Raw genomic sequence first — 21,836 nt, forward strand, 5'->3', positions numbered from 1 at the left:
ATGGAAGCCCGCTTTCCCTTTCGGGGCAACCGCTCTCACCAGGACGCGCCAATCCGGTGCACAATCGCGCTCGCCATGCACCGAAATGGTGCGCGCGCCCATTATGCGCCACACCGGTCAATTCAATTGATACTTCGCCCCGATTTCGTCCAGTCCGGCAATCAGCATCCGGAAAGGCTGTTCCAGATTTTCGGGTTTTCCTTTCACGCCCATTTCCACATAATTGCTCAATCGGGTATTTCCCATATGCGGCAGACTGAAAACCCGCACGGCAGGACAGAGCGCTTCGATTTTTTCCATCAGCGGCGTCATTTTCGCTTCCACCGCGCCATAGACGACAACCGATTTCTCCGCATACTCGGTCTGGTGGAAAAGAGGGCGGTGATAAGTGTCCAATGCCCATGAAATCATCGCTTTCGCCATTTGGGGAAAACCGGGAACGAAATAATGCGTTCCATAGGAAAAGCCCGGAATCCGGTTCACCGGATTCGGAATGATTCTGGAACCGGCCGGATATTCGCCCATCTTGAGCCGTCTGACGTTGTCCGGTGAATCGACATCGACGCGACTGGGGTCTTTGGCCGTCTCTACCATTCTCTCGATAATTTTTATTCTCGCTTCAGGATGCAATTCAAGCGGTTTTCCCAGCGCGATCGACGCGCACTGCCTCGTGTGATCGTCCGGAGTCGAACCGATCCCCCCGCAGCAGAAAACAATATCTGAACCGGAGAAAGTTTCTCTCAGTACCGAGACAATTCTTTCCGGTTCATCGCCGACATAACGCGCCCAGTCCAGACCCAGCCCCCGTTCTTTCAGAATCTGGACGACATTCGGAAAATGCTGGTCGCTTCTTTTGCCGGACATGATTTCGTCGCCGATAATGATAAGTCCTATTGCCATGATCGATTCAATCCCGATTTCAAGAAAACATAAAAAAACCTTGCCTCGCATTCTGACATAATTTGCGCAAGATGGTAGTATCTGGAGTTTCCATTTCCATCCACGACTGAGAATGTGAGGTAAAAGATGAATTTGATAACTCTGTCTTCCGGTCTTGAATACCGTGACGAAGTGATCGGTACCGGAACTGAAGCGGGAAAGGGTTCTTCTTTTGTAAAGATCCATTATACGGGCTGGCTGAGAAACGCGGACGGAACCCCTGGCAGGAAATTCGATTGCAGCCGTGAACGGAACAAGCCGTTTACTTTCCCTCTGGGGGTCACTTATATCATTCCCGGCTGGGATCAGGGTATCAAGGGAATGAAAGTCGGCGGAAGACGCATCCTGTACATCCCCCACCGGCTTGCGTACGGTGCAAAAGGGCTTGGCAACCTGGTTCCCCCCCATTCCGATCTCATTTTCGACATCGAACTTTTATCGGCCTGATAAAAAACCGGCGGAAAAAAGCGGCTTAAAGCCGCTTTTTTCTTCTACAAAATGCCGTACTCGGCAAACGAATAGGTATTTTTGCCGGCAACGATGATGTGATCCAGCACCCGGATATCCACCAGACCCAGCGCCTGTTTCAGGGAACGCGTCAGTGTTTTGTCCGCATTACTGGGTTCGGCCGACCCAAAAGGATGATTGTGAGCGAAAATGACATTGGCGGCATTGCGCCCCAGCGCCGCCTTGACGACTTCCCGCGGATAAACGCTGGTATGGGACAAGGTTCCGCGGAACATTTCGCTGGACTCGATTAGCTTGTTTTTGATATCGAGGAACAGCACGATAAACGATTCATGGGCCTGGCGGCTGAAATAAAGCTGAAGATAATTCATGACCTTTTCAGACGACGTCAGCGCAATGCCGCTTTGCAGGTCTTCCGCCAGCAAGCGTCGTGCCAGTTCGAGAATGGCCTGAAGCTGTGCATATTTTGCCGGGCCGACACCGTTCAGATCTGAAAAATCCTTCAGCCGGGCAGCGAAAAGCCCGGACAGGGAACCGAAATGCATCATGATTTCGCGCCCCAGATCGACCGCGCTTTTTCCGCTCGTGCCGGTTCGGAGAAAAATGGCGAGCAGTTCCGCATCCGACAATTGTTCCGGCCCTCCCTTGATCAAACGTTCCCTCGGCCTTTCATGCGAGGGCCAGTCTGTTATTGCCATAGTCGGAACTCCTGTCTTATCTGATAATATAAAAAACAACTGTCGGCTGATTTCCAAAGAATCGGCGCAGGTGAAAATTTTATTTCAAAATGTCCCGCATAACAAAAAAATTATATTTATAGTCTTTGCCTGTCTATTTTCCGGATTACCTATGAAACTGATTCTGGCTCAGCCACGGGGTTTTTGCGCGGGGGTCAAACGCGCCATCGAAACGGTCGAACGCGCTCTCGCCCTTTTCGGCAAACCGGTTTACGTCCGTCATGAAATCGTTCACAACACGCATGTCGTCAACCGGCTGAAAAACAGGGGCGCCATCTTTATCGAAGAACTCGATGAAGTTCCGTCCGGCAGCGTACTGATCTTTTCTGCGCACGGCGTTTCGAAAGCCATACGGCAGGACGCGGAACGACGCCATCTCCGGCTTTTCGACGCCACCTGTCCGCTGGTGACGAAAGTCCATGCGGAAGTCGCCAAAATGCGGAAAGACAATTGCGAAATTATCGTCATCGGCCATAAAGGCCATCCTGAAGTGGAAGGAACGATGGGACAATCCGATTCCGGGATGTACCTGATAAACGGAATCGACGATATCGAAAAATTGAAAGTGGAAAATCCCGAACGACTGGCCTACGTTTCCCAGACCACCCTCTCGATAGACGATACGACAGAAATCATCGCCGCGCTGAAAAAACGTTTTCCTTCCATTGTCGAACCCAAGAAAGCGGATATCTGTTACGCCACGACAAACCGCCAGAAGGCCGTCAGGCGGCTGGCGAAAAAAACCGGGCTGATCCTGGTCGTGGGCAGCCCGAACAGTTCCAATTCCAACCGGCTCCGCGAAATGGCCGAAAAAAACGGCGCTATCGCGTATATGGTGGACAATGCCTCGGAAATCGACCCGGACTGGCTGGCCGGCCATGACACCGTAGGCATTACGGCTGGCGCGTCGGCGCCGGAAGTTCTCGTCCGGGAAGTCGTCGATTTCCTCAAACGCTACGGCGCCGATTCGGTTGACGAGCTGGAAGGCACCGAAGAAACCTTGTCGTTTCCGCTGCCCAAGGGCCTCAAGCAGGCAAACGATTCCCCAAATAACGATTCATAAGCGCCGAAACTCCCGTAAAGGCGGCAAACGTATCCCTTATGACAAAAACGGGAATCCGGGCAACATATTCCGAAAAACGCCCTTTTTCTTCAAACCGCTTCCGGAACCCGGAATCGAAAAACCGCTCTTTCAGATGCGGAACGATTCCGCCCCCTATATACAGCCCTCCCTGAGCCCCCAAAGTCAGCGCCAGATTGCCGGAAACCGTTCCGAGCATCTGGCAGAAAACCTCAACTGTGCGGTCACACAAGCGATCCGTTCCCTGCAAGGCACTTTGGGTAATCTCATGCGCCTTAAGCGGCATAAGGGTTTTTCCCTCTATCTCGGCAAGCAGACCATAAAGGAGCTCCAGCCCCATTCCCGAAATCAGCCGTTCCGCCGAAACATGGCGATACCGCTTTTTCGCCAGCACCAGTATTTCCATTTCCAGCTCATTTGCGGGGGAAAAGGAAACGTGGCCACCTTCCGCCTCAAGGGGAATCCAGCGATCCCCGGCCGGAATCAGGCCCGAAACGCCCAATCCCGTCCCCGCGCCGATCAGCCCGATCGCCCGGTTTTCCCTCGCTTTTTCGCCTCCGCACCGGACCAGGCTCTCTTCGGGAAGAAACGGAAGCGCCATCGCCAGGGCCGTAAAATCGTTTACCAGCAAAAAAACGTCCAGTCCGAATGCTTTCTTGATTTCGCCAATTGAAAACGTCCAGTCCGAATTTGTCATCCTGACCCGGTCTCCATCGACCGGGTTGGCAATGGCGACAGCCGCCTGCCTGACAGACAGGGCGCCTGCGGCAACGGATCCGGGCTGCGTGATATAAAAACGCAACGCGTCTTCCAGACCGGGAAAATCCCTGTTGGGATAAACAGCCGGCGCGGCGAACACGCCCGCAGCCGTTTCAATGGCAAAACGGGCATTCGTGCCGCCGACATCGCCGACCAGCCGTGGGAACATGCCGCTCGTTTCCTGTTTCATTTTCATTTCCTGCCTTTCCTTTTTGCCACCCCCGGTAACAGACAAACCGCCTTCCCGCAGAACCGGCGAAAAAATTCACGAACGACACGATCGTCCGTGTCTGAACGGGCTTTTTTCCGAAACCGGCCGGGAACAAGCCTTTTCCGGCCAACACAGTATGATAAAATTTATTGTCGATTTAGCTAACACTACATGGAAAGAATACGATGTCCGGACATAGTAAATGGGCCAATATTAAACACAAAAAAGCGGCAACCGACGCAAAACGTGGAAAAATTTGGACAAGATTGATCAAGGAAATCACCGTCGCCGCCCGCATGGGAGGAGGCGATATCAACAGCAATCCCCGCCTTCGTCTGGCTGCCGACAAGGCGGCGGCGGCCAATATGCCGAAAGAAAATGTGCAACGCGCCATTGCCCGTGGAACCGGCACCCTCGATGGGGTCAACTACGAAGAAGTCCGCTACGAAGGTTACGGCATCAACGGAGCGGCCATTATCGTCGATTGTCTGACAGACAACCGTGTCCGGACCGTATCCGAAGTCCGTCACGCCTTTTCCAAGTTCGGCGGCAATATGGGCACCGAAGGTTCGGTTTCCTTTCAGTTCAAGCATTGCGGCCAGCTTTTTTTCGCGCCCGGAACCGATGAAGACGCGTTGATGGAAGTCGCTCTTGAAGCGGGAGCTGAAGATATCGTCAGCGACGAGGAAGGCGGTTTTGAGGTCATTTGCGCTCCCGCCGATTTCGCGCAGGTCAAGGAAGCGCTCGAAAAAGCCGGTTTCAAACCGGAAATGGCGGAAATCGTCATGCGTCCGGATTCGGAAACCGAATTTACCGGCCCGGATGCCGAGAAAATGCAAAAGCTGCTCGATGCGCTGGAAAACCTCGACGACGTGCAGGAAGTCTATACCAATGCCGTCATAGAGGAAGAATAAAGGCCGTTTTCACCTTTTTCTTGCCACGTTTGATTAACCGTTTAAAGCGTTCGATTCGATGAAAATTCTAGTGATCGGTTCGGGAGGCCGGGAGCATGCTCTTGCATGGAAACTGGCACAGTCCGTCAAGGTACAGAAAGTTTATGTAGCACCGGGAAACGGCGGTACCGCCTTGGCTCCCCATCTTGAAAACCTCGATATTTCCCGTCCTGACGAGCTGGCTGACTTTGCTTCCGCCAACGACATCGCCCTGACCGTCGTAGGTCCCGAAGCGCCGCTGGCGGCCGGAATCGTCAACACTTTCCGGGCGCGGAACCTGAAAATTTTCGGCCCGACCCGGGAAGCGGCACAACTGGAAAGTTCCAAGGATTTCGCCAAATCGTTCATGGAACGCCACGGTATCCCCACCGCAAAATACCGGACATTCACCGATGCGCAACAGGCGCATCGTTACATTGATGAACAGGGCGCACCCATCGTCGTCAAGGCGGACGGTCTGGCGGCCGGGAAAGGCGTGGTGGTCGCCCTGACTTCGCAACAGGCGCACGATGCCGTCGATATGATGCTTTTCGACAATAAACTGGGCGACGCGGGCGCACGGGTCGTAATTGAAGAATTTCTGGAAGGCGAGGAAGCCAGCTTTATCGTTCTGGTTGACGGAAAAAACATTCTGCCCCTTGCGACCAGTCAGGATCACAAGCGCCTGAAAGACGGGGACGAAGGCCCCAACACCGGTGGAATGGGGGCTTTTTCTCCCGCCCCGGTCGTCACCCCCGCCCTTCACGCCCGTATTCTCCGGGAAATCATCGTTCCAACGGTCAATGGCATGCGGAAAGACGGCATACCGTATTCCGGCTTTTTATATGCCGGCGTGATGATCGACCGGGACGGCAATCCGAAAACGCTGGAGTTCAATTGCCGTATGGGCGATCCGGAAACGCAACCCATCCTGTCCAGACTGAAAAGCGATCTGGCTTTTGTGCTGGAACATGCCGTTAACGGCACACTCGATACCGTCGAACTGGAATGGGACAGGCGCATTGCGCTGGGCGTCGTTCTGGCGTCGGCAGGCTATCCCGAAAACCCCCAAAAAGGCGCGGTCATTACCGGTATTCCGAAAGCATCGGAAAACGGCATCGTTTTTCATGCGGGAACGCGACTGGACAAGGAGGGGAAACTGCTGACTTCCGGCGGCCGCGTCTTATGTGTCGTCGGACTTGCCGATACCATGAGGATGGCCCAGAAAACGGCATATGACATGGTTGAGGCCATTCATTTCGAAGGCGTACAATACAGACACGATATCGGATGGCGCGCGTTAAAGCCCTATAAAACGATATCATCATGAACGCCTGAATTTTAACCCGCTGTGCGATCAATCCGCCCCATCCGGCCGATCGGACAGCGACCCCAGCCGAAACGGAGTCGATTTGACAAAGCGATGCATCATTCTTCTGGGCGGCAGCTTCGATCCGGTACACGTTGGCCATGTCGAGCTTGGAAAATACTTCTGCCGCCTGTTCAGGACAGACGAGCTGCGTCTGATCCCGGCCGGAAATCCCTGGCAAAAACCCTTGCTGAAAGCAGCGCCGCAACAGCGTATCGACATGCTGAAATGCGCATTCGAGCCTCTGGATCTCTCCATTACCATCGACACACAGGAAATCGACCGTCCCGGCGCCACCTACACCATCGACACCCTGCGTTCCATCCGTCATGAAGTCGGCCGGAACGTTTCCCTGATTTTCCTGATGGGAGCCGACCAGCTTCTCCGTCTGGATACCTGGCACAACTGGCGGCAACTTTTCGAACTGACGAACATAGCCGTCTCGGCCCGTCCCGGCTTTTCCAATTCGCTGACCTTAATCCCGAAAGCCATCGCCGACGAATTTTCACGCCGTTTTGCCGATCCCGGGAAAATTATTTTGACGGCAGCCGGTCTAACCTATCTCGCAACCGATTTGCAAATCAACGTTTCGGCTACCGAGATCAGGGCTGCCCTGCAAAACAAGCAGAGTCCCACAGCGCTGGTACCGGCGCCAGTCCTGAATTACATTAAAGAAAACAATCTCTATAAAGAATAAATGGAAATCGAAAAATTACAGGCTCTAGTCATCCAGGCGCTGGAAGACGTCAAGGCGCAGGATATCGTTCTTTTCGACACGACAAACCTGACCAGCCTTTTTGAACGGATCGTCATTGCTTCCGGGAATTCCAGTCGCCAGACGAAAGCCCTGGCCGCATCGGTCCGGGACAAAATCAAGGAAGCCGGCGGTGACGTTATCAGCGTCGAGGGCGAAGACACCGGCGAATGGGTGCTTGTCGATCTGGGCGATCTGATCGTTCACCTCATGCAGCCGACCATCCGGAACTATTACCGTCTGGAAGAAATCTGGGGAGGAAAACAGATCGATCTGGAAACGGCCGGAAAAATGAACGAACCCGGACGGAAAACCCGCGGGAAAACACGAACACGCGCCGATACCGCCGAAAGCGGCGTTTTTCCTGCCGCAGCAAATGGAACCACCCGGAAAAAAACGGCAACGGTTTCTTCCGATGCGGTTTCCTCGCGATCCGAAAACTAAACCCTGTTATGCAGGTCACGGTAATCGCTGTCGGACATCGCATGCCCAGCTGGATTGAGGATGGTTTCCGGGAATATGCCAAACGCATGCCGTCCGAATGGCGTTTCAGTCTGAAGGAATTGAAACCGGTCGAAAGAACCGGCCGCAAAACGCCCGAAACGGCTATGGCTGCCGAGGCTATCAAAATCCGGTCGGCCGTTCCCAAGGGAGCGCGGGTTATCGCGCTGGATGAACGGGGAAAAGAGTTATCGACCCGACAACTGGCGGACAGCATGAAATCCTGGCAACAGGATGGCCGGGATATCGCTTTCATTATCGGAGGCGCCGACGGTCTGGACCCGGATTTGAAAAAACAGGCGGATTTACTGGTTCGCCTGTCCGCTCTCACGCTGCCCCACGGCATGGTTCGCATTTTGCTGACGGAGCAGCTTTACCGGGCTTCCACCATTTTGCAAAACCATCCCTATCACCGGAGCTGACTGTCATGCCATCCGAGGACAATCTCATTTATCTGGCTTCCCGAAGTCCCCGCAGACAGGAGCTGCTCAATCAGATCGCCGTCCGCTTTGAAATACTCGACATTCTCGTGCAGGATCCGGCCCGTCCCGATATGGTGGACGAAACCGTTCGTGCCGGTGAAAAACCTGACGACTACGTCAAAAGAATGGCTCACGAAAAAGCGGAATACGCCTGGCAGTTTCTTCACACACAAAACCGGGCAAAACACCCTGTCCTGACCGCCGATACCACGGTTGTTATCGGTGGGCGGATTCTGGGCAAACCGCAAAACCGGGAAGAAGCATTCGACATGCTTCGGCTCCTTTCCGGAAAAACGCATCGTGTCCTTACCAGTGTGGCAGTAAAAAAGGACGGCCTCCTTTTCCAGACTGTACAGACATCGGACGTGACCTTTGCTCCCTTGTCGCGAGAAAACATCGAAGCCTACATCGACACGGGAGAACCTTACGACAAGGCAGGCGGTTATGGCATTCAGGGACTGGCCGGCAAATTCATCCAACATATCAAGGGCAGTTATTCCGGTATTATGGGACTGCCTTTATTTGAGACAACCGGACTCTTGAGAAAAGCGGGAATTTTTGTCCCATGAAAGAAGATATTCTCATCAACGTTACCCCCCAAGAAACACGAATCGCCGTCGTTTCCGAAGGATCAACGCAGGAACTGCACATCGAACGGTCCCAGACCCGCGGTCTGGCCGGCAACGTTTATCTCGGCCGCGTCGTTCGCGTACTGCCGGGCATGCAATCCGCCTTTATCGATATCGGTCTTGAAAGAGCCGCTTTCCTCCACATCGACGATATTCTCGAAGCGCATCAGAACGATTCTTCCGCAGGAAAACCCGTTCCCATCGAAAGGATGTTAACAGACGGCCAATCCCTTATGGTCCGCGTCATAAAAGATCCGCTCGGCACAAAAGGCGCCCGTCTTTCGACCCAGATTTCCATCGCCGGCAGATTGCTCGTTTATCTTCCCCAGGAAAAACACATCGGCATTTCGCAACGCATTCAGGATGAAAAAGAGCGCGAACTGTTGAAAAACCGGGTGCAACAGTTTCTGACCGACGAAGAAAAGGGCGGATTCATCATCAGGACCATGGCGGAAGACGCCTCCGAAGACGATCTGAAAACCGATGCTGTTTTTTTGCAGAAAATCTGGCGTTCGCTAAAAGACAAGGCTTATCTTGCCTCCGCCCCGACTCTGCTGTATCAGGATTTGACCTTGCCGGAACGCATCCTGCGCGATTTCGTCCATGAAAATACGGCCAGAATACGGGTCGATTCCCATGAAGAATTCCTGAAACTGCGGGAATTTGCCGCCACTTATACGCCCGACATTCTCGAGCGCCTGTCTTTTTACGAGGGAGACCGTCCCCTTTTCGATTTGTACAATGTCGAGGAAGAAATCGGGCTGGCCCTGTCGCGAAGAGTCAATCTGAAATCGGGCGGCTATCTGATTATCGACCAGACGGAAGCCATGACCACCATCGACGTCAATACCGGCGGTTTCGTTAACGGCCGCACTTTCGACGACACCATCTTCAAGACCAACCTCGAAGCGGCCCATGCCATTGCGCGGCAACTGAGACTGCGCAATCTGGGAGGTATTATCATTCTCGATTTTATTGATATGGAAAACGCCGAACACCGCAGAGCAGTTATGGACGAACTCCGGAAAACACTGGCAAAAGACCGGACAAAAGTCTCTTTGTCCGACTTCTCGGCGCTGGGTCTGGTCGAAATGACGCGCAAGCGTACCCGCGAATCGCTGGCGCATATTCTTTGCGAACCCTGCCCGGTCTGCCACGGGCAAGGACAGGTCAAAACCGCCCAGACAGTGTGTTATGAAATCATGCGGGACATTTTGCGCGAAGCCAGACAGTTCAGTCCGAAAGAATTTCGTATTCTCGCTTCCCAGATCGTAATCGATCTGTTTCTGGAAGAAGAATCCCAGCATCTGGCCAGTCTGGGCGATCTGATCGGCAAACCGATTTCACTTCAGGTGGAATCCGCCTATACCCAGACCCAGTACGATGTTATTCTGATGTAAACCCGTTGCTCCGAAAGCGGCCTGTTTCGCAACCAGCGTGGTATTGTCCCGCGCCGGATGGAAAAGGCAGCCCGGATCAGGCCCTGAGAAGACCAATCAATTCCTCCAGATAATCGTCAAAAACATAAGGATAGTGAATACACTTGGCAGGCGCGCTGACTCTCAGGCTTCCTTCCCGGAAACGTTCTGCGGTTTTTTCCAGCAATCGCTCCAGTTCTAAAACATTCCTGCGAAAACGGTAACAACCGGGTTCCGACAGGACTTCGACAGCTCCGATCGTATCGGAAAACAGGACAGGCGTGCCGCAGGCAATTGACTCAGGCCCAACCAGGCCGAAAGCTTCATATTTCGAGGCCAAAATAGTAGCGTCCGCAGCCGTATACAAGGCTGGCATATCTTCCCGGAAACCCAGATTGAGAACACGAGGATGTTTCAACTCTTTTTTGCCTGCGACGGCAAGAACAAACGACGGTCCCAGCTTTTCAAGCGCTTCCAGAATCAGATCGGCTCCCTTGAGCTCATGATTGTTGGAAGGAAAGAGCAACAGGAACTGATCGTCTTTCACCCCAAGGGAATGCCTGATTTCACTTCGCTTTTCCTCCAGGTCACGGTTGAAAAAACCGGTATCGACAGGTGGATAAAGTACATGAATCTTTGAAGGATCGATTCGATAGTCCCTGACTATTTCATCGTGTACCCGGCGCGAGTGAGTCACAATCGCCCTGGAATGCTCATAAAGCGCTTTTTCATTAGCGATGACCTGCCTGTCGAAATAACCCGGTTTTTTCTTCCCCTTGTCCATCAGATGCGCCAGATGGGTTCCTCCCGAAATGGAGAGATCCACCGGCCCTCCGGTAACGCGCGAAATGCCAATAACCGGCCATCCTTTTTCGATATAATCGTAAGCCTTGCGATCGAAACGGTTATTGTTGAACCGTTGAAAAGGCGTTCTGTCAGGTAACACGACAAATTCGACATTTGCAGGCGGTTTTCCCGGCCATGCAACAGTACGTGCAATAGCCCGTACCGGGATATCTCTTGCGGAAAAACCGGCGATCAGGTCGAGCACGTGCCTGTCCATTCCTCCCTGAGGCCGGATGGAATGCCAGATAAGATTGATGCCGGACAGTGTTTTCATGCTTTTTCTTTTTTCCGAATCCGCCTCAACTCAATGGCATGCGCATATTTCAGGTAGGAGCTCAGGCCTTTGCACAATGAAATGGTCAGACCATCCAGCCCGGCCAGAAACCCTGCCTGAATAACATAATGGCGGAAAAAAGCCCAGCTTCCATGCAGGATCGGTTGCCATACATGCAGTGATTTGCCGCTTTCCGCAAGATCCCTGGCGAGCCATCCCGAATACCGGCTTTTGGCAATCAGATCCGGATAATCGCGATATGAAAAATGGGTGATATGCACTGGCACCTTTCGTGAGGAATCGGTCTCTACATGGGAATGCGCCACCACAGGTTTGAAGTCGGCACGCTCCTTGTGAAACAGTCTTTTCACATAATCCGGATACTGACCCGCATAAGGCGTGAAGCGGTCACCCAGAAAATTGCGGCGGCGCGTTTCCACCAGATCGACCCCCAGACTGTCCAGATCGGTCTGCTTTACATACTCGACAAAATCATCTTCCAGACGCTCATCCGCATCCAGATTCAACACCCAGGAATGCCGGCAGTACGGCAGACCCAGCGATCGCTGCGGTCCGTCTCCCAGAAAAGGTTTCTGGACGATCACCTGCGCTCCCTGCCCACGCGCCAGTTCGACTGTCCCGTCGATGCTGCCGGAATCCACGACCACAATGTCGTCACAGACCCGTTTCATGGAACTCAGGCAATCCACGATATTGTGTGCCTCATTCAAGGTAATAACTAATCCGCTGATTGGCGTCATGGTTTCAACACCCCATTTTTTCGGTACGATTGTCCGGTTTCGGCCTTTGCGCGGCGCCCGCCGGATCGACGAGATATTTTTTCAGAGCACTATACACTGTTTCCGACCTTAAAAGTTCCATACAACGGTGATGCCCCAGGGGACATTCCCTTTTCTGACACGGCGCACATTCCAGATCCAGCGACAGGATTTCCGAATACCTTGAAAAAGGCGGCGTGTGCCGGTAATCGGTAGAACCGTACAGGGCAATAACCGGCTTTTCAAAAGCGGAAGCCACATGCATCAGGCCGGAATCGTTGGTAACCAGGGCATCGATCCGGGAAATCAGGGCAATTGCCTCTTTCAGCGTCGTTTTGCCGGCAAGATTTTTCACGGCAGGCACATCTGAGGCGATTTCCTCACAGACGGCCCTGTCATTGGGCGAACCCAGCAACAGGATTTGCGCATCCGGAAATTCCGACAGTATCCGCTGCGCGAGGTCGATAAAACCGTGAACCGGCCAGCGCTTTGCAGGCCCGAATTCGGCGCCTGGCGCAAAGGCGACAATCGGCCTTGACGTATCGACCTTCCACTTTTCCAGTGTCGCATCCGCTTCTTTTTTCGCCACGAAGAGGGAAGGCCTGGGATAGTCCTCTCTTTTTCCGGCTTTTGCCGCAGGAGGATCGGCCAGTGCCGCGTAAAAGGGAATCATTGGCCGCGGCGAGAGCTTGTTGTCGCGATGAATGACATTTAACAGGCCGTACCGTTTTTCTCCCAGATAGCCGATCCTTTCCGGTATTCGCGCCATCCAGGGAATCAGGGCGAATTTCAGGGTATTGGGAAGCACATAGGCCTGATCGTAAGCAAATTTTCTTAAAGTCCTGGCCAGACTCCAGCGTTCCCGCAACTGCAATTTTCCGTGTTTGAAAGGGGTGGCATATACATTCCCGACCTCGGTCATGGCTTCCCAGACGGGAGCGACCCAGATTGGCGCCAGAACATCAACAAGCGCGGAAGGATCACGCTGTTTCAACAATTGCAGCAAGGGCTGGGCCATAATGGCGTCACCGATCCAGTTCGGTGAAATAATCAGGATGCGTGCCGGCATTTTATCCATGAATACCATGTTCTCTCATTTTTTCTATACCTTAAATCGCGCCGTGTTTTTCTTTTCCCAACCGGCAAACGTTTCCGCTTCCGAACCGACTTCGAAAACACTTTAAAACAAAACCGTTAGCTGCCGATTCAGGCCGCCATTTTTTCGCAACCGGCCTTTCCCCGGCATGCGGCAGGCAGCGCGCTAATAAACGACCCGAACGTTCTGGAAATGTTGCGCCAGTTTATTTAAGCACTCATCTTTCGGAAGGATCCGCCAATTTGTTCCAAAATCGATCAGACACCTGTTGCCGCAGGAGACATAGTCCGTCCGCAAATGCATGCCGTTTCCATCCACGTAAGCGGACAATATTTCCTTCAGCGCGGAAACGCTGAATCTTTCCGGAAGATCAAAGGCCATATGCCGGCCGAAATGAAGCCGTACTTCCGTAATGTCCAGCGCGTCATCGGCATTGAGGCGCAAGCCGCCCGAAAAGCGGTCTTCGGAAACTTTCCCGAAGACGGCCAGAAACTCGTCTTCCCTGAAAATAGCGCGTTTCTGTTCCAGCAATTCCGAAAAAACTGTCACTTCAATCGTCGCGCTTCCATCGTCCAGCGATACCACCATCATCTTGCCGCGTTGCGACATCTGGGCGCGCGTGCCCGCAACAATACCGGCAACCCATCTGGGCTCCCGCGACGCCTCCAGTTCCGAGATGCGCGACTTCGCGAACTGACGCGCTTCCCCGGCATACGCATGAAAAAGATGGCCCGACAGGCAAAAACCCAGCACCCCCTTTTCTTCCGTCAATCTGGATTTTTCCGTCCAGTGCGGTACCCTGACGTATTCAACCGCATTGAGAACAGTATCTTCCTCACCGAACAAACTGACCTGATTGGCTGAGGCTTCCGCCTGTTCAGCCGCTTCGATCGCCAGCCCGACCGACGCCAGCAGAACCGCCCGATCTTCTTTGAAACAGTCAAAGGCCCCTGCCCGGATCAGTGATTCAATCGTCCGGCGATTGATCTGGCGTTTGTCGACTCTGACGCAAAAGTCGAACAAATCCCTGAATGGACGCTCCTTCCGGGCCTGTACAATCGCCTCAATGGCGCTTTCGCCCGATCCTTTCACGGCGCCCAGACCGTAACGGATCTGCGTTACCGGTTTTTTGCTGACACTGGGCGGTTCACCGACCGGTTTGAAATAGAAATCGGAAGAATTGATGTCCGGCGGCAGGATTTCCAGACCACAGACATCGACCGCATCTTCCACCAGAACCCTGACCTTGTCGGTATCGTCCATTGCCAGCGACATGTTGGCTGCCATGAACGCGGCAGCATGATGTTTCTTCAGATAAGCCGTCTGATAAGATAAAAGGGCATACGCTGTGGCATGGGACTTGTTGAACCCGTAACCAGCGAATTTTTCCATCAAATCGAAAATCTCGTCGGCCTTGGCTTCCGGCAAATTGTTCTTGGCCGCCCCGTCCCGGAAAATCTGGCGGTGTCTTGCCATTTCCGCCGCATCTTTTTTCCCCATGGCACGCCGCAACAGATCGGCGCCGCCCAATGTGTACCCGCCGATCACCTGAGCCATCTGCATGACCTGTTCCTGATAAATCATGATGCCATATGTTTCGGACAGGATATCCTTGGCCCGTTCATCAGGATATTCGAAGGCTTCACCGTGTTTGCGGCGGCAAAAATCCGGAATCAGATCCATCGGGCCGGGACGGTAAAGCGCGACCAGCGCGATAATGTCCTCGAAACGGTCAGGTCTGGCATCCTTCAGCATCCCCTGCATCCCGCGACTTTCAAGCTGGAACACCGCCACCGTTTTCGCCCGGGTCAAAAGGTCGAAAGTTTCCTTGTCATTCAATGGAATGGTATCGAGTTCGAAACCGGACATGGCCGGATCGAGCTGATGAATATATTTGACGGCCAGATCCAGAATCGTCAACGTTGTCAGCCCCAGAAAGTCGAATTTCACAAGGCCGATCTCTTCAACATCTTTCTTGTCGAACTGCGAAACAACCCCCGATTCCCCGTCCTGGGTGTAAAGCGGACAGAAATCGGTCAGTTTGCCCGGAGCGATCAGAACGCCCCCGGCATGCATCCCGACATTGCGCGTAATACCCTCAACCTGTTCCGCCAGTCCCAAAAGCTGTTTGACTTCTTCTTCGGATTGCTCGCGCTCGGCCAGCAGGGGTTCTTCTTTCTTCGCATCGGCGATGGTGACCTGTTTGCCGGGTTTGAACGGAATCAGCTTGGATATCCCGTCGCAGAAGTTATACCCCAGATCCAGCACACGTCCGACATCCCGCACCGCCGCCTTGGCCGCCATAGTGCCGAACGTGGCAATTTGTGAAACGGCGTCCTTCCCGTACCGCTCCTTGACATATTGAATGACCCTGTCGCGCCCGTGCTGGCAAAAGTCGATATCGAAATCCGGCATGGAAACCCGTTCCGGATTCAGGAAACGTTCAAAAATCAGATTGTAGGCAATCGGATCCAGATTGGTAATCAAAAGAGAGTAAGCCACCAGAGAACCGGCTCCCGAACCGCGGCCCGGACCGACAGGCACGCCATTGTTCTTGGCCCACCGGATAAAATCGGCCACAATCAGGAAATAGCCTGAAAACCCCATATTGATGATGGTCTGGATTTCATAGTTCAGCCGCTCGTCGTAAACGGGACGTCTGGCCTTTCTTTCTTCCTCGTCCGGAAACAGCACTTCGAGCCGTTTTTCCAACCCGTGTCTGGCTTCGCTTTCCAGAAATTCATCCAGCGTCATGCCGTCCGGCGTCGGAAACAGCGGCAATTTGTGATGTCCCAGTTCCAAAACCAGATTGCAACGACGAGCGATCTCGACAGCATTTTGCAAGGCGCCCGGCAAATCGGCAAACAACTGCGCCATTTCCGTTTGCGACAGAAAACACTGATGCTCGTTAAACAGACGCGCCCGCTTTTTATTGGAAAGAACTTCCCCTTCGGAAATACAGGTTCTCGCTTCGTGCGCACGAAACTGGTCTGGCGAAAGAAACTGGACAGGATGGGTCGCCACAACAGGAAGCTGAAGTTTTTCCGCCAGTTCGGCAGCCTGCCGGACATACTGTTCCATGCCGAGCTGGCCTGTGCGCTGGATTTCGATATAAAAATTGCCGGGAAAAATTCCCGCCCACCTCAAAGCGCACTTTTTCGCATTTTCAAAACCGGTCGAATCCAGAGCCATGCCAATATCGCCCTGTTTTGCGCCCGACAAGGCAATCAACCCGGTTTCGCTATCGCGACGCGCCAGTTCTTCAAGCCATTCGATCCGGATTTCGGCACGGCCCCGATACTGGTTTTCAAGCCATGCCCTGGAGAGTAGTTCGCATAAATTCAGATAACCCCTCCGGTCTTTTACCAGAAGCAGCAATCTTGACGGTTTTTCCCTGTCGACATCGTTGGTAATCCAGACATCGCATCCGGCGATCGGCTTGACGCCTTTTTTACGCGCGGCCTTGTAAAACTTGATCAGCCCGAACAGGTTGGACAGATCCGTCAATGCAAGGGCAGGCTGCCCGTCTTTGGCTGCGGCCCCCACCACATCGTCGATACGGACGAGCCCATCGACAATGGAATATTCGGAATGAAGACGCAGATGAACGAATGACGTGTTTTTCATGCAGCTTTTTACCCTGGCAAACGGCTTTCAATCAGGAAAATCAAAAAATACGGAATTTTCATTTTCCGGCTTTCGGTATTCCACCCAGAAGCGCGGCCAGTGGCCTGGCAAGCGATTTCTGAACCGGTTTTTCCGTTTCCTTGCCGTTTTCGGAAGACGCTTCCGGTACATAAGGACGATCGAACCAGGGATCCCTGCCTTTTTTCTCCAGCCCGATCGACTTGTACGGGCTGCGCTCAGAACGTTTGTCCGCCCCGGCCGCTTCCCCTTTCGACACTTTTTCTTTCCGGATTTCAGGATCCGGGATCGAATGGACAGGCAGTTTCCTTTTGATCAGCTTTTCAATTTCGTTCAGCAGTTTTTCGTCTTTCGCCGAACACAGGGAAATCGCTTCTCCCGATGCACCGGCCCGTCCTGTTCTGCCGATGCGGTGCACATAGTCTTCCGCTACAAAAGGCAAATCGAAATTGATCACGCACGGCAATTCTTCAATATGCAATCCCCGTGCCGCAACATCGGTGGCAACAAGAACAGTAATATTCCCTTCCTTGAAAGCGTCCAGCGCCGCCATCCTTTCGGCCTGCGTTTTGTCGCCGTGAATGGCGGCTGCCTTGAGGCCTTTTTTTTCAAGCTGGCGGGCCAAACGGGAAGCGCCAGCCTTGGTATTGGAAAAAATCAGAACCTGTTCCCGCTTATGCAGGCGCAAAAGGTATTCGACTGCGTCATTTTTATCCGCCTCATCAATCCGGTAAACCGTTTGCGTCACATTGTCTGCCGTCGCGTTTTGTCTGGCGACTTCAACAGAAACGGGACGATCCAGAAAACTGTTCGCCAGCTTCCGGATTTCACTGGAAAAAGTGGCAGAAAAGAGCAGATTTTGCCGCTTCTTCGGCAGCAAATTCACGATACGCTGCAAATCCGGAAGAAACCCCATATCGAGCATCCGATCCGCTTCGTCAAGCACAAGAATGCCGGTCTGGCCCAGATTGACATTTTTTTGCTGGATATGATCCAGCAGACGTCCCGGCGTTGCAATCAGGATTTCGGCTCCCGCCCGCAAAATACCCGTCTGGCCGGACATGTCCACGCCGCCGAAAACCACAGCTGTACGCAAACTCGTATATTTCGCGTATTTTCTGACATCTTCGTAAACCTGATCGGCCAGCTCCCGCGTCGGCACCAGTATCAGCGCCCGGACGGGATGACGCGCCGGCGACATGCTCGCGTTCGCGTAATACAGCAGGGACTGCAAAACCGGCAAGGAATAACCGGCGGTTTTTCCGGTTCCGGTCTGTGCCGCGCCCATCACATCCTTTCCTTCCAGAATAACCGGAATAGCCTGCGACTGGATAGGAGTGGGCGAGCTGTACCCCAGATCGTCCAACGCCTTCAGGATCTCGGAAGCCAGTCCGAAATCTCCGAACCTGACAAGGGAAGAACCTGCCACTGCCTTTTGCTGATTGTCTGCCATAACATCCGAATCTGAAAATATGAATGGTCCCGTTTCGCCAGGCCGACAGGCTGTCCCATATCGTCTTTTTCGCAAAAACGGGATTCTTGTGAAACGTATATTGTACGATATACGTTTGCCAAAAGCAGGTTCTTCCGTTTCTCGCCGTGCTTTTATCCATTTCTCCAGACTTTTCCGCACAATCGCGTGCGCCCGTCCCTCTCTCGCAATTTCGTCAATAAAAAACGCATGGTTTCATCTGCCTGTTTTCCCGCGTTTTCCTGCCTGCCCGATCCCCGTACCATTTTCGCCTTTCCCCGCCCGACTGGTGACTTCCCGAGCCGGACTTTCTTCTCATTGCAGCAAAAAACCTTTCTTTAATTCCTTCTGGCCCGGGTATACAATGACTTCATCCGTATTGCCCAAATGACACAAAAGGCAATCATCCTTTATCAAGAAAATGGTGATACCTTTCCGAAATCATGTTAGCCGGTCTGTTACGTTTTCTGAAAAACTGGACGTTACCCCTGGCCATGCTGGCCGGAGGCATCGGTTACCCGGTTTTTATCTACCTGTCGTTTCTGACTCCCTGTCTTATCTTTACCATGCTGTTGCTGACCTTTTGCAAAGTGCCGTTTCACGACCTCAAATTCAAGGCAGTACACTTCTGGCTGTTACTCGTCCAGATCGGGGGCGCCATTCTCGTCTACTGGCTGCTAAAACCCCTGAATGTCCTTGCAGCGGAAGGCGCTTTCATTTGTGTCATTGCGCCGACGGCAACAGCCGCCGCCGTCATTACCGATAAACTGGGAGGAAGCGCAGCCAGCCTGACCAGCTATACCCTCCTCGGAAATGTCGGCACCGCGATAGCCGCCCCCCTTTTTTTTCCGCTTGTCCACCCGCTGGGCGAAAACATCGGTTTCTGGGCATCATTTTTCATCATTCTCCAGAAGGTGTTTCCTCTTCTGATCTGTCCGTTCGTCGCTGCCATGATCCTGAGACGTTTTATGCCGGCCATTCACAAAAAACTGACCGGCTATCACGAAACCGCTTTCTACCTGTGGGCCCTCGCCCTGATCGTCGTCATGGCGCAAACTGTCAACACACTTGTGAACGAACCCGAAAACGGCATGACTGAGATCTGGATCGCCCTTGCCGCCATGATCGTCTGCTGTCTGCAATTTTTTATCGGCAAAAAAATCGGCGCCCGATACGGGGAACGCATCAGCGGAGGACAATCTCTGGGACAGAAAAACACCATTCTGGCCATATGGATGGCACACGTTTACATGTCTCCCATTTCAGCTGTCGGCGCCGGCTCCTATGTCGTCTGGCAGAACATCATCAATTCATGGCAGCTCTGGAAACAGAGAAAAAATGAAGAATCGGGACTGACCGATCCATTGAAAAAAGAAAGCTGAGCGAATTTTTTCCCTTCTTTCCAAATAGCGACAAACGTTTCACACCCGGCTTTTTGCTTTCCGCGTCATTCATCCCAAACACTTTTTGAGACGTGTCAAAACCATCCCGGCCGGTATGACCGTATCGTTACGGAGTGTGCCTCATGAGGCACTCCCAATACACAGGTTTCTTCCGGAATCGGATAACAGCTCAAAAATGGATCCCATCACTTCTGACGTCGATCGTCTGCTCACGCGCATAAAAAAAGCCCTTATTGTGCGCTTCAGCCTGCGCGTGGATCAGGCTGACGATTGCGAAATCGACAAGAACATCCGGGAAGGGGTCGAACTGAACGGAACCTACCTGTGGATATTGATGTGCGCCATCCTGATCGCTTCCATCGGACTGAACATCAATTCAACGGCGGTCATCATCGGCGCCATGCTGATCTCGCCGCTCATGGGCCCGATTATGGGCATCGGTTACGGCGTCGGCATTTATGATTTCCGTCTGATACACAAGGCTTTCAAAAACCTGGCGATCGCAACCGTTATCAGCTTCATCACGTCCGCCCTGTATTTCTACATTACGCCACTTAGCGGGGCCCAATCGGAACTGCTCGCCCGGACCTCGCCCAACATATGGGATTTGCTCATCGCCCTGTTCGGCGGTATGGCCGGCATCATCGGTGCAACGCGCAAGGAAAAATCCAACGTCATTCCGGGCGTCGCCATCGCCACTGCCCTGATGCCGCCGATATGCACGGCAGCTTACGGTTTTGTAAACGGCAATGTCGCCTACTTTCTGGGCGCCTCGTACCTGTACCTTCTGAACTGCATTTACATCGCGGTCTCATCCATTCTTATCGTCTGGTTTATCAGACCGATTGCCCGGCGCGAAATCGACGAAAAACTTCAACTCAGAATCAGGCTGTTTCTGGTTTCCGTTGTTTTTGTCAGTTTTGTTCCGAGCGTTTTCATCGCCGTCAATTTTGTGCACAAACAGGTTTTCGAACGCGATGTCTCCCGCTTCGTCAATAAAGAACTGGTTTTCAGCAAGACCTTTCCCATCGATTTCAAATCGTCCTATAAAAACAAAACCATTGACATTGTTCTGGTCGGCAAGCCACTGGACGAAAAAACCATCGCTGAAATTGAAAACAGCCTGCCGGAATATGGACTGGCCGGCACCAGATTGGTCTTCAAGCAGGTCGGCATGCATCAGGAAGACATCAATGCCATGAAAACGGCGCTCGCCAGGGATATTCTGGAAGAAAACCGTGCCGAAGTGGAAAAGAAAGAACAGATATTGCAAACCCTTCAGGAAAATGCAGAATCCGCCGAACAAAAAGTGAAAGAAGAGAAGGAAAATATGTACGCGGGTATTGCGCAAGAAATTTACATTCAGTATCCCCAAATCCACGAACTGTTTTTTGCAGACGCCTACGTTTCCCGGGAAAATGAAAAAAACATCGACCAGATTCCCACTGTCATTATCGTCAGCAAAAAAAACCTGGCAAAAGACAGTCGAACGAAAATCGAAAAATGGCTCAAATTCCGTTTTCAGACTGCGGAAATAGAAGTTATTTTTGTCAATCGCTGAAATCGCAAAATGCAACAAAACGGGTTGGCCCGGAGCGGCCCGATGGTTTAAACTGCGCTCCCGGACAGGATAGTCCGTTTACCCGGCAGACCCAACATTTCTTGAAGGATTGTCCATGAACCACAATAAAAATCTCTCCGCAAAAACGGAACTGGCAAAAAAACGGATTGCCGCTGCATTGGCGGAATATGCCGCCAACTGGGAAAACATGCAGGGAAGCATGGAGAAGAAAGACCTGAATGTCTTTCTGATCGTATGGAAAGAAGATTTCGACAAAGAGGCGCAGACTCCGGGAGAAAAACTTTTCCAGCTTGCCAATCTGCTAAGCAATCTGGACATTCAGCTGGACATGCTTCGGTCCGGGAAAGGCTGGAAAAAACCCGAAGAAAACGCTGCGCCGGAAAAAGAATGGCCACAAGAGCTGGCTGCCGTCAAAGCCGTCGTGGACGCTTTTGACGCCGCTCGATAAAAACCGTCCAAA

Annotated in this window: 19 protein-coding genes and 1 pseudogene; 12 read left to right on the forward strand and 8 right to left on the reverse strand. The window is 52.7% G+C overall.

The genetic code is table 11. The annotated features are described in order from the left end of the window. Positions 1–117: 117 nt before the first annotated feature. The gene (locus tag OFAG_RS11775; RefSeq protein WP_020995328.1) at positions 118–900 is read right to left on the reverse strand and encodes a competence/damage-inducible protein A; all 783 of its coding nucleotides are present in this window, start codon (positions 898–900) and stop codon (positions 118–120) included. Between the two features lie 126 nt (positions 901–1,026). Here OFAG_RS11775 and OFAG_RS11780 point away from each other — a divergent pair, with 126 nt between their 5' ends. Continuing rightward, entirely contained in the window at positions 1,027–1,386 is a 360-nt protein-coding gene (locus OFAG_RS11780) for an FKBP-type peptidyl-prolyl cis-trans isomerase (RefSeq protein WP_005875758.1), read from the forward strand. Between the two features lie 44 nt (positions 1,387–1,430). Here the strand turns inward: OFAG_RS11780 and radC are convergent, their stop codons facing one another. After that, positions 1,431–2,105, reverse strand: coding sequence for a RadC family protein (gene radC, locus OFAG_RS11785; protein ID WP_005875757.1), 675 nt, complete (start codon positions 2,103–2,105; stop codon positions 1,431–1,433). 151 nt (positions 2,106–2,256) lie between these two features. Here radC and ispH point away from each other — a divergent pair, with 151 nt between their 5' ends. Further along, entirely contained in the window at positions 2,257–3,207 is a 951-nt protein-coding gene (ispH, locus tag OFAG_RS11790) for a 4-hydroxy-3-methylbut-2-enyl diphosphate reductase (protein WP_005875756.1), read from the forward strand. Here the strand turns inward: ispH and OFAG_RS11795 are convergent. After that, on the reverse strand, positions 3,170–4,180 hold the full coding sequence (locus OFAG_RS11795; RefSeq protein WP_005875754.1) for a glucokinase: 1,011 nt from the start codon (positions 4,178–4,180) through the stop codon (positions 3,170–3,172). The two genes, ispH and OFAG_RS11795, sit on opposite strands and share 38 nt — an antisense overlap. 200 nt (positions 4,181–4,380) lie before the next feature. Between OFAG_RS11795 and OFAG_RS11805 the strand changes: the two genes are divergently transcribed. The 7 genes and pseudogenes from OFAG_RS11805 to rng all read left to right on the forward strand — a co-directional run bounded on the left by OFAG_RS11805 (position 4,381) and on the right by rng (position 10,262). After that, on the forward strand, positions 4,381–5,109 hold the full coding sequence (locus OFAG_RS11805; protein ID WP_005875752.1) for a YebC/PmpR family DNA-binding transcriptional regulator: 729 nt from the start codon (positions 4,381–4,383) through the stop codon (positions 5,107–5,109). Between the two features lie 58 nt (positions 5,110–5,167). Beyond that, positions 5,168–6,457, forward strand: a complete 1,290-nt coding sequence (purD, locus tag OFAG_RS11810) for a phosphoribosylamine--glycine ligase (RefSeq protein ID WP_020995329.1) — start codon at positions 5,168–5,170, stop codon at positions 6,455–6,457. An 82-nt stretch (positions 6,458–6,539) separates the two neighbouring features. Continuing rightward, a complete protein-coding gene (gene nadD / locus OFAG_RS11815; RefSeq protein WP_005875749.1) occupies positions 6,540–7,193 on the forward strand; it encodes a nicotinate (nicotinamide) nucleotide adenylyltransferase in 654 nt (217 codons plus the stop codon). Next, positions 7,194–7,518, forward strand: a pseudogene (gene rsfS, locus OFAG_RS14405) (ribosome silencing factor); the annotation flags it as partial. It lies immediately after the preceding gene. A 184-nt stretch (positions 7,519–7,702) separates the two neighbouring features. Further along, positions 7,703–8,173, forward strand: coding sequence for a 23S rRNA (pseudouridine(1915)-N(3))-methyltransferase RlmH (gene rlmH / locus OFAG_RS11825; protein WP_005875747.1), 471 nt, complete (start codon positions 7,703–7,705; stop codon positions 8,171–8,173). 5 nt (positions 8,174–8,178) lie between these two features. Next, complete coding sequence (locus OFAG_RS11830; RefSeq protein WP_005875746.1) at positions 8,179–8,802, forward strand: Maf family protein; 624 nt, start codon at positions 8,179–8,181, stop codon at positions 8,800–8,802. After that, positions 8,799–10,262 carry a ribonuclease G gene (rng, locus tag OFAG_RS11835; RefSeq protein ID WP_005875745.1) on the forward strand — a complete coding sequence of 488 codons (1,464 nt, stop codon included), beginning with the start codon at positions 8,799–8,801 and terminating at the stop codon, positions 10,260–10,262. The genes OFAG_RS11830 and rng overlap by 4 nt, the downstream gene beginning before the upstream one ends. A 76-nt stretch (positions 10,263–10,338) precedes the next feature. Here rng and OFAG_RS11840 read toward each other — a convergent pair whose 3' ends face one another. The 5 genes from OFAG_RS11840 to OFAG_RS11860 form a co-directional block, all read right to left on the reverse strand. Next, complete coding sequence (locus OFAG_RS11840; RefSeq protein WP_005875744.1) at positions 10,339–11,400, reverse strand: glycosyltransferase family 4 protein; 1,062 nt, start codon at positions 11,398–11,400, stop codon at positions 10,339–10,341. After that, positions 11,397–12,161, reverse strand: coding sequence for a glycosyltransferase family 2 protein (locus tag OFAG_RS11845; RefSeq protein WP_005875743.1), 765 nt, complete (start codon positions 12,159–12,161; stop codon positions 11,397–11,399). The genes OFAG_RS11840 and OFAG_RS11845 overlap by 4 nt, the downstream gene beginning before the upstream one ends. Positions 12,162–12,165: 4 nt before the next feature. Continuing rightward, complete coding sequence (waaF, locus tag OFAG_RS11850) at positions 12,166–13,266, reverse strand: lipopolysaccharide heptosyltransferase II (RefSeq protein WP_020995330.1); 1,101 nt, start codon at positions 13,264–13,266, stop codon at positions 12,166–12,168. Between the two features lie 174 nt (positions 13,267–13,440). Then, entirely contained in the window at positions 13,441–16,902 is a 3,462-nt protein-coding gene (dnaE, locus tag OFAG_RS11855) for a DNA polymerase III subunit alpha (protein ID WP_005875740.1), read from the reverse strand. 58 nt (positions 16,903–16,960) lie between these two features. Further along, the gene (locus OFAG_RS11860) at positions 16,961–18,373 is read right to left on the reverse strand and encodes a DEAD/DEAH box helicase (protein ID WP_005875738.1); all 1,413 of its coding nucleotides are present in this window, start codon (positions 18,371–18,373) and stop codon (positions 16,961–16,963) included. Positions 18,374–18,834: 461 nt separating this feature from the next. Here OFAG_RS11860 and OFAG_RS11865 point away from each other — a divergent pair, with 461 nt between their 5' ends. The 3 genes from OFAG_RS11865 (at position 18,835) to OFAG_RS11875 (ending at position 21,824) form a co-directional block, all read left to right on the forward strand. After that, positions 18,835–19,773, forward strand: coding sequence for a hypothetical protein (locus OFAG_RS11865; protein ID WP_020995331.1), 939 nt, complete (start codon positions 18,835–18,837; stop codon positions 19,771–19,773). Positions 19,774–19,969: 196 nt separating this feature from the next. Beyond that, on the forward strand, positions 19,970–21,355 hold the full coding sequence (locus tag OFAG_RS11870) for a DUF389 domain-containing protein (RefSeq protein WP_005875734.1): 1,386 nt from the start codon (positions 19,970–19,972) through the stop codon (positions 21,353–21,355). A 115-nt stretch (positions 21,356–21,470) separates the two neighbouring features. Then, positions 21,471–21,824 (forward strand): hypothetical protein, encoded by a 354-nt coding sequence (locus OFAG_RS11875; protein ID WP_005875732.1) that lies wholly within the window; start codon positions 21,471–21,473, stop codon positions 21,822–21,824. Positions 21,825–21,836 lie beyond the last annotated feature (12 nt).

The sequence above is a fragment of the Oxalobacter paraformigenes genome (genome assembly GCF_000158475.2).
Lineage (GTDB): Bacteria > Pseudomonadota > Gammaproteobacteria > Burkholderiales > Burkholderiaceae_D > Oxalobacter > Oxalobacter paraformigenes.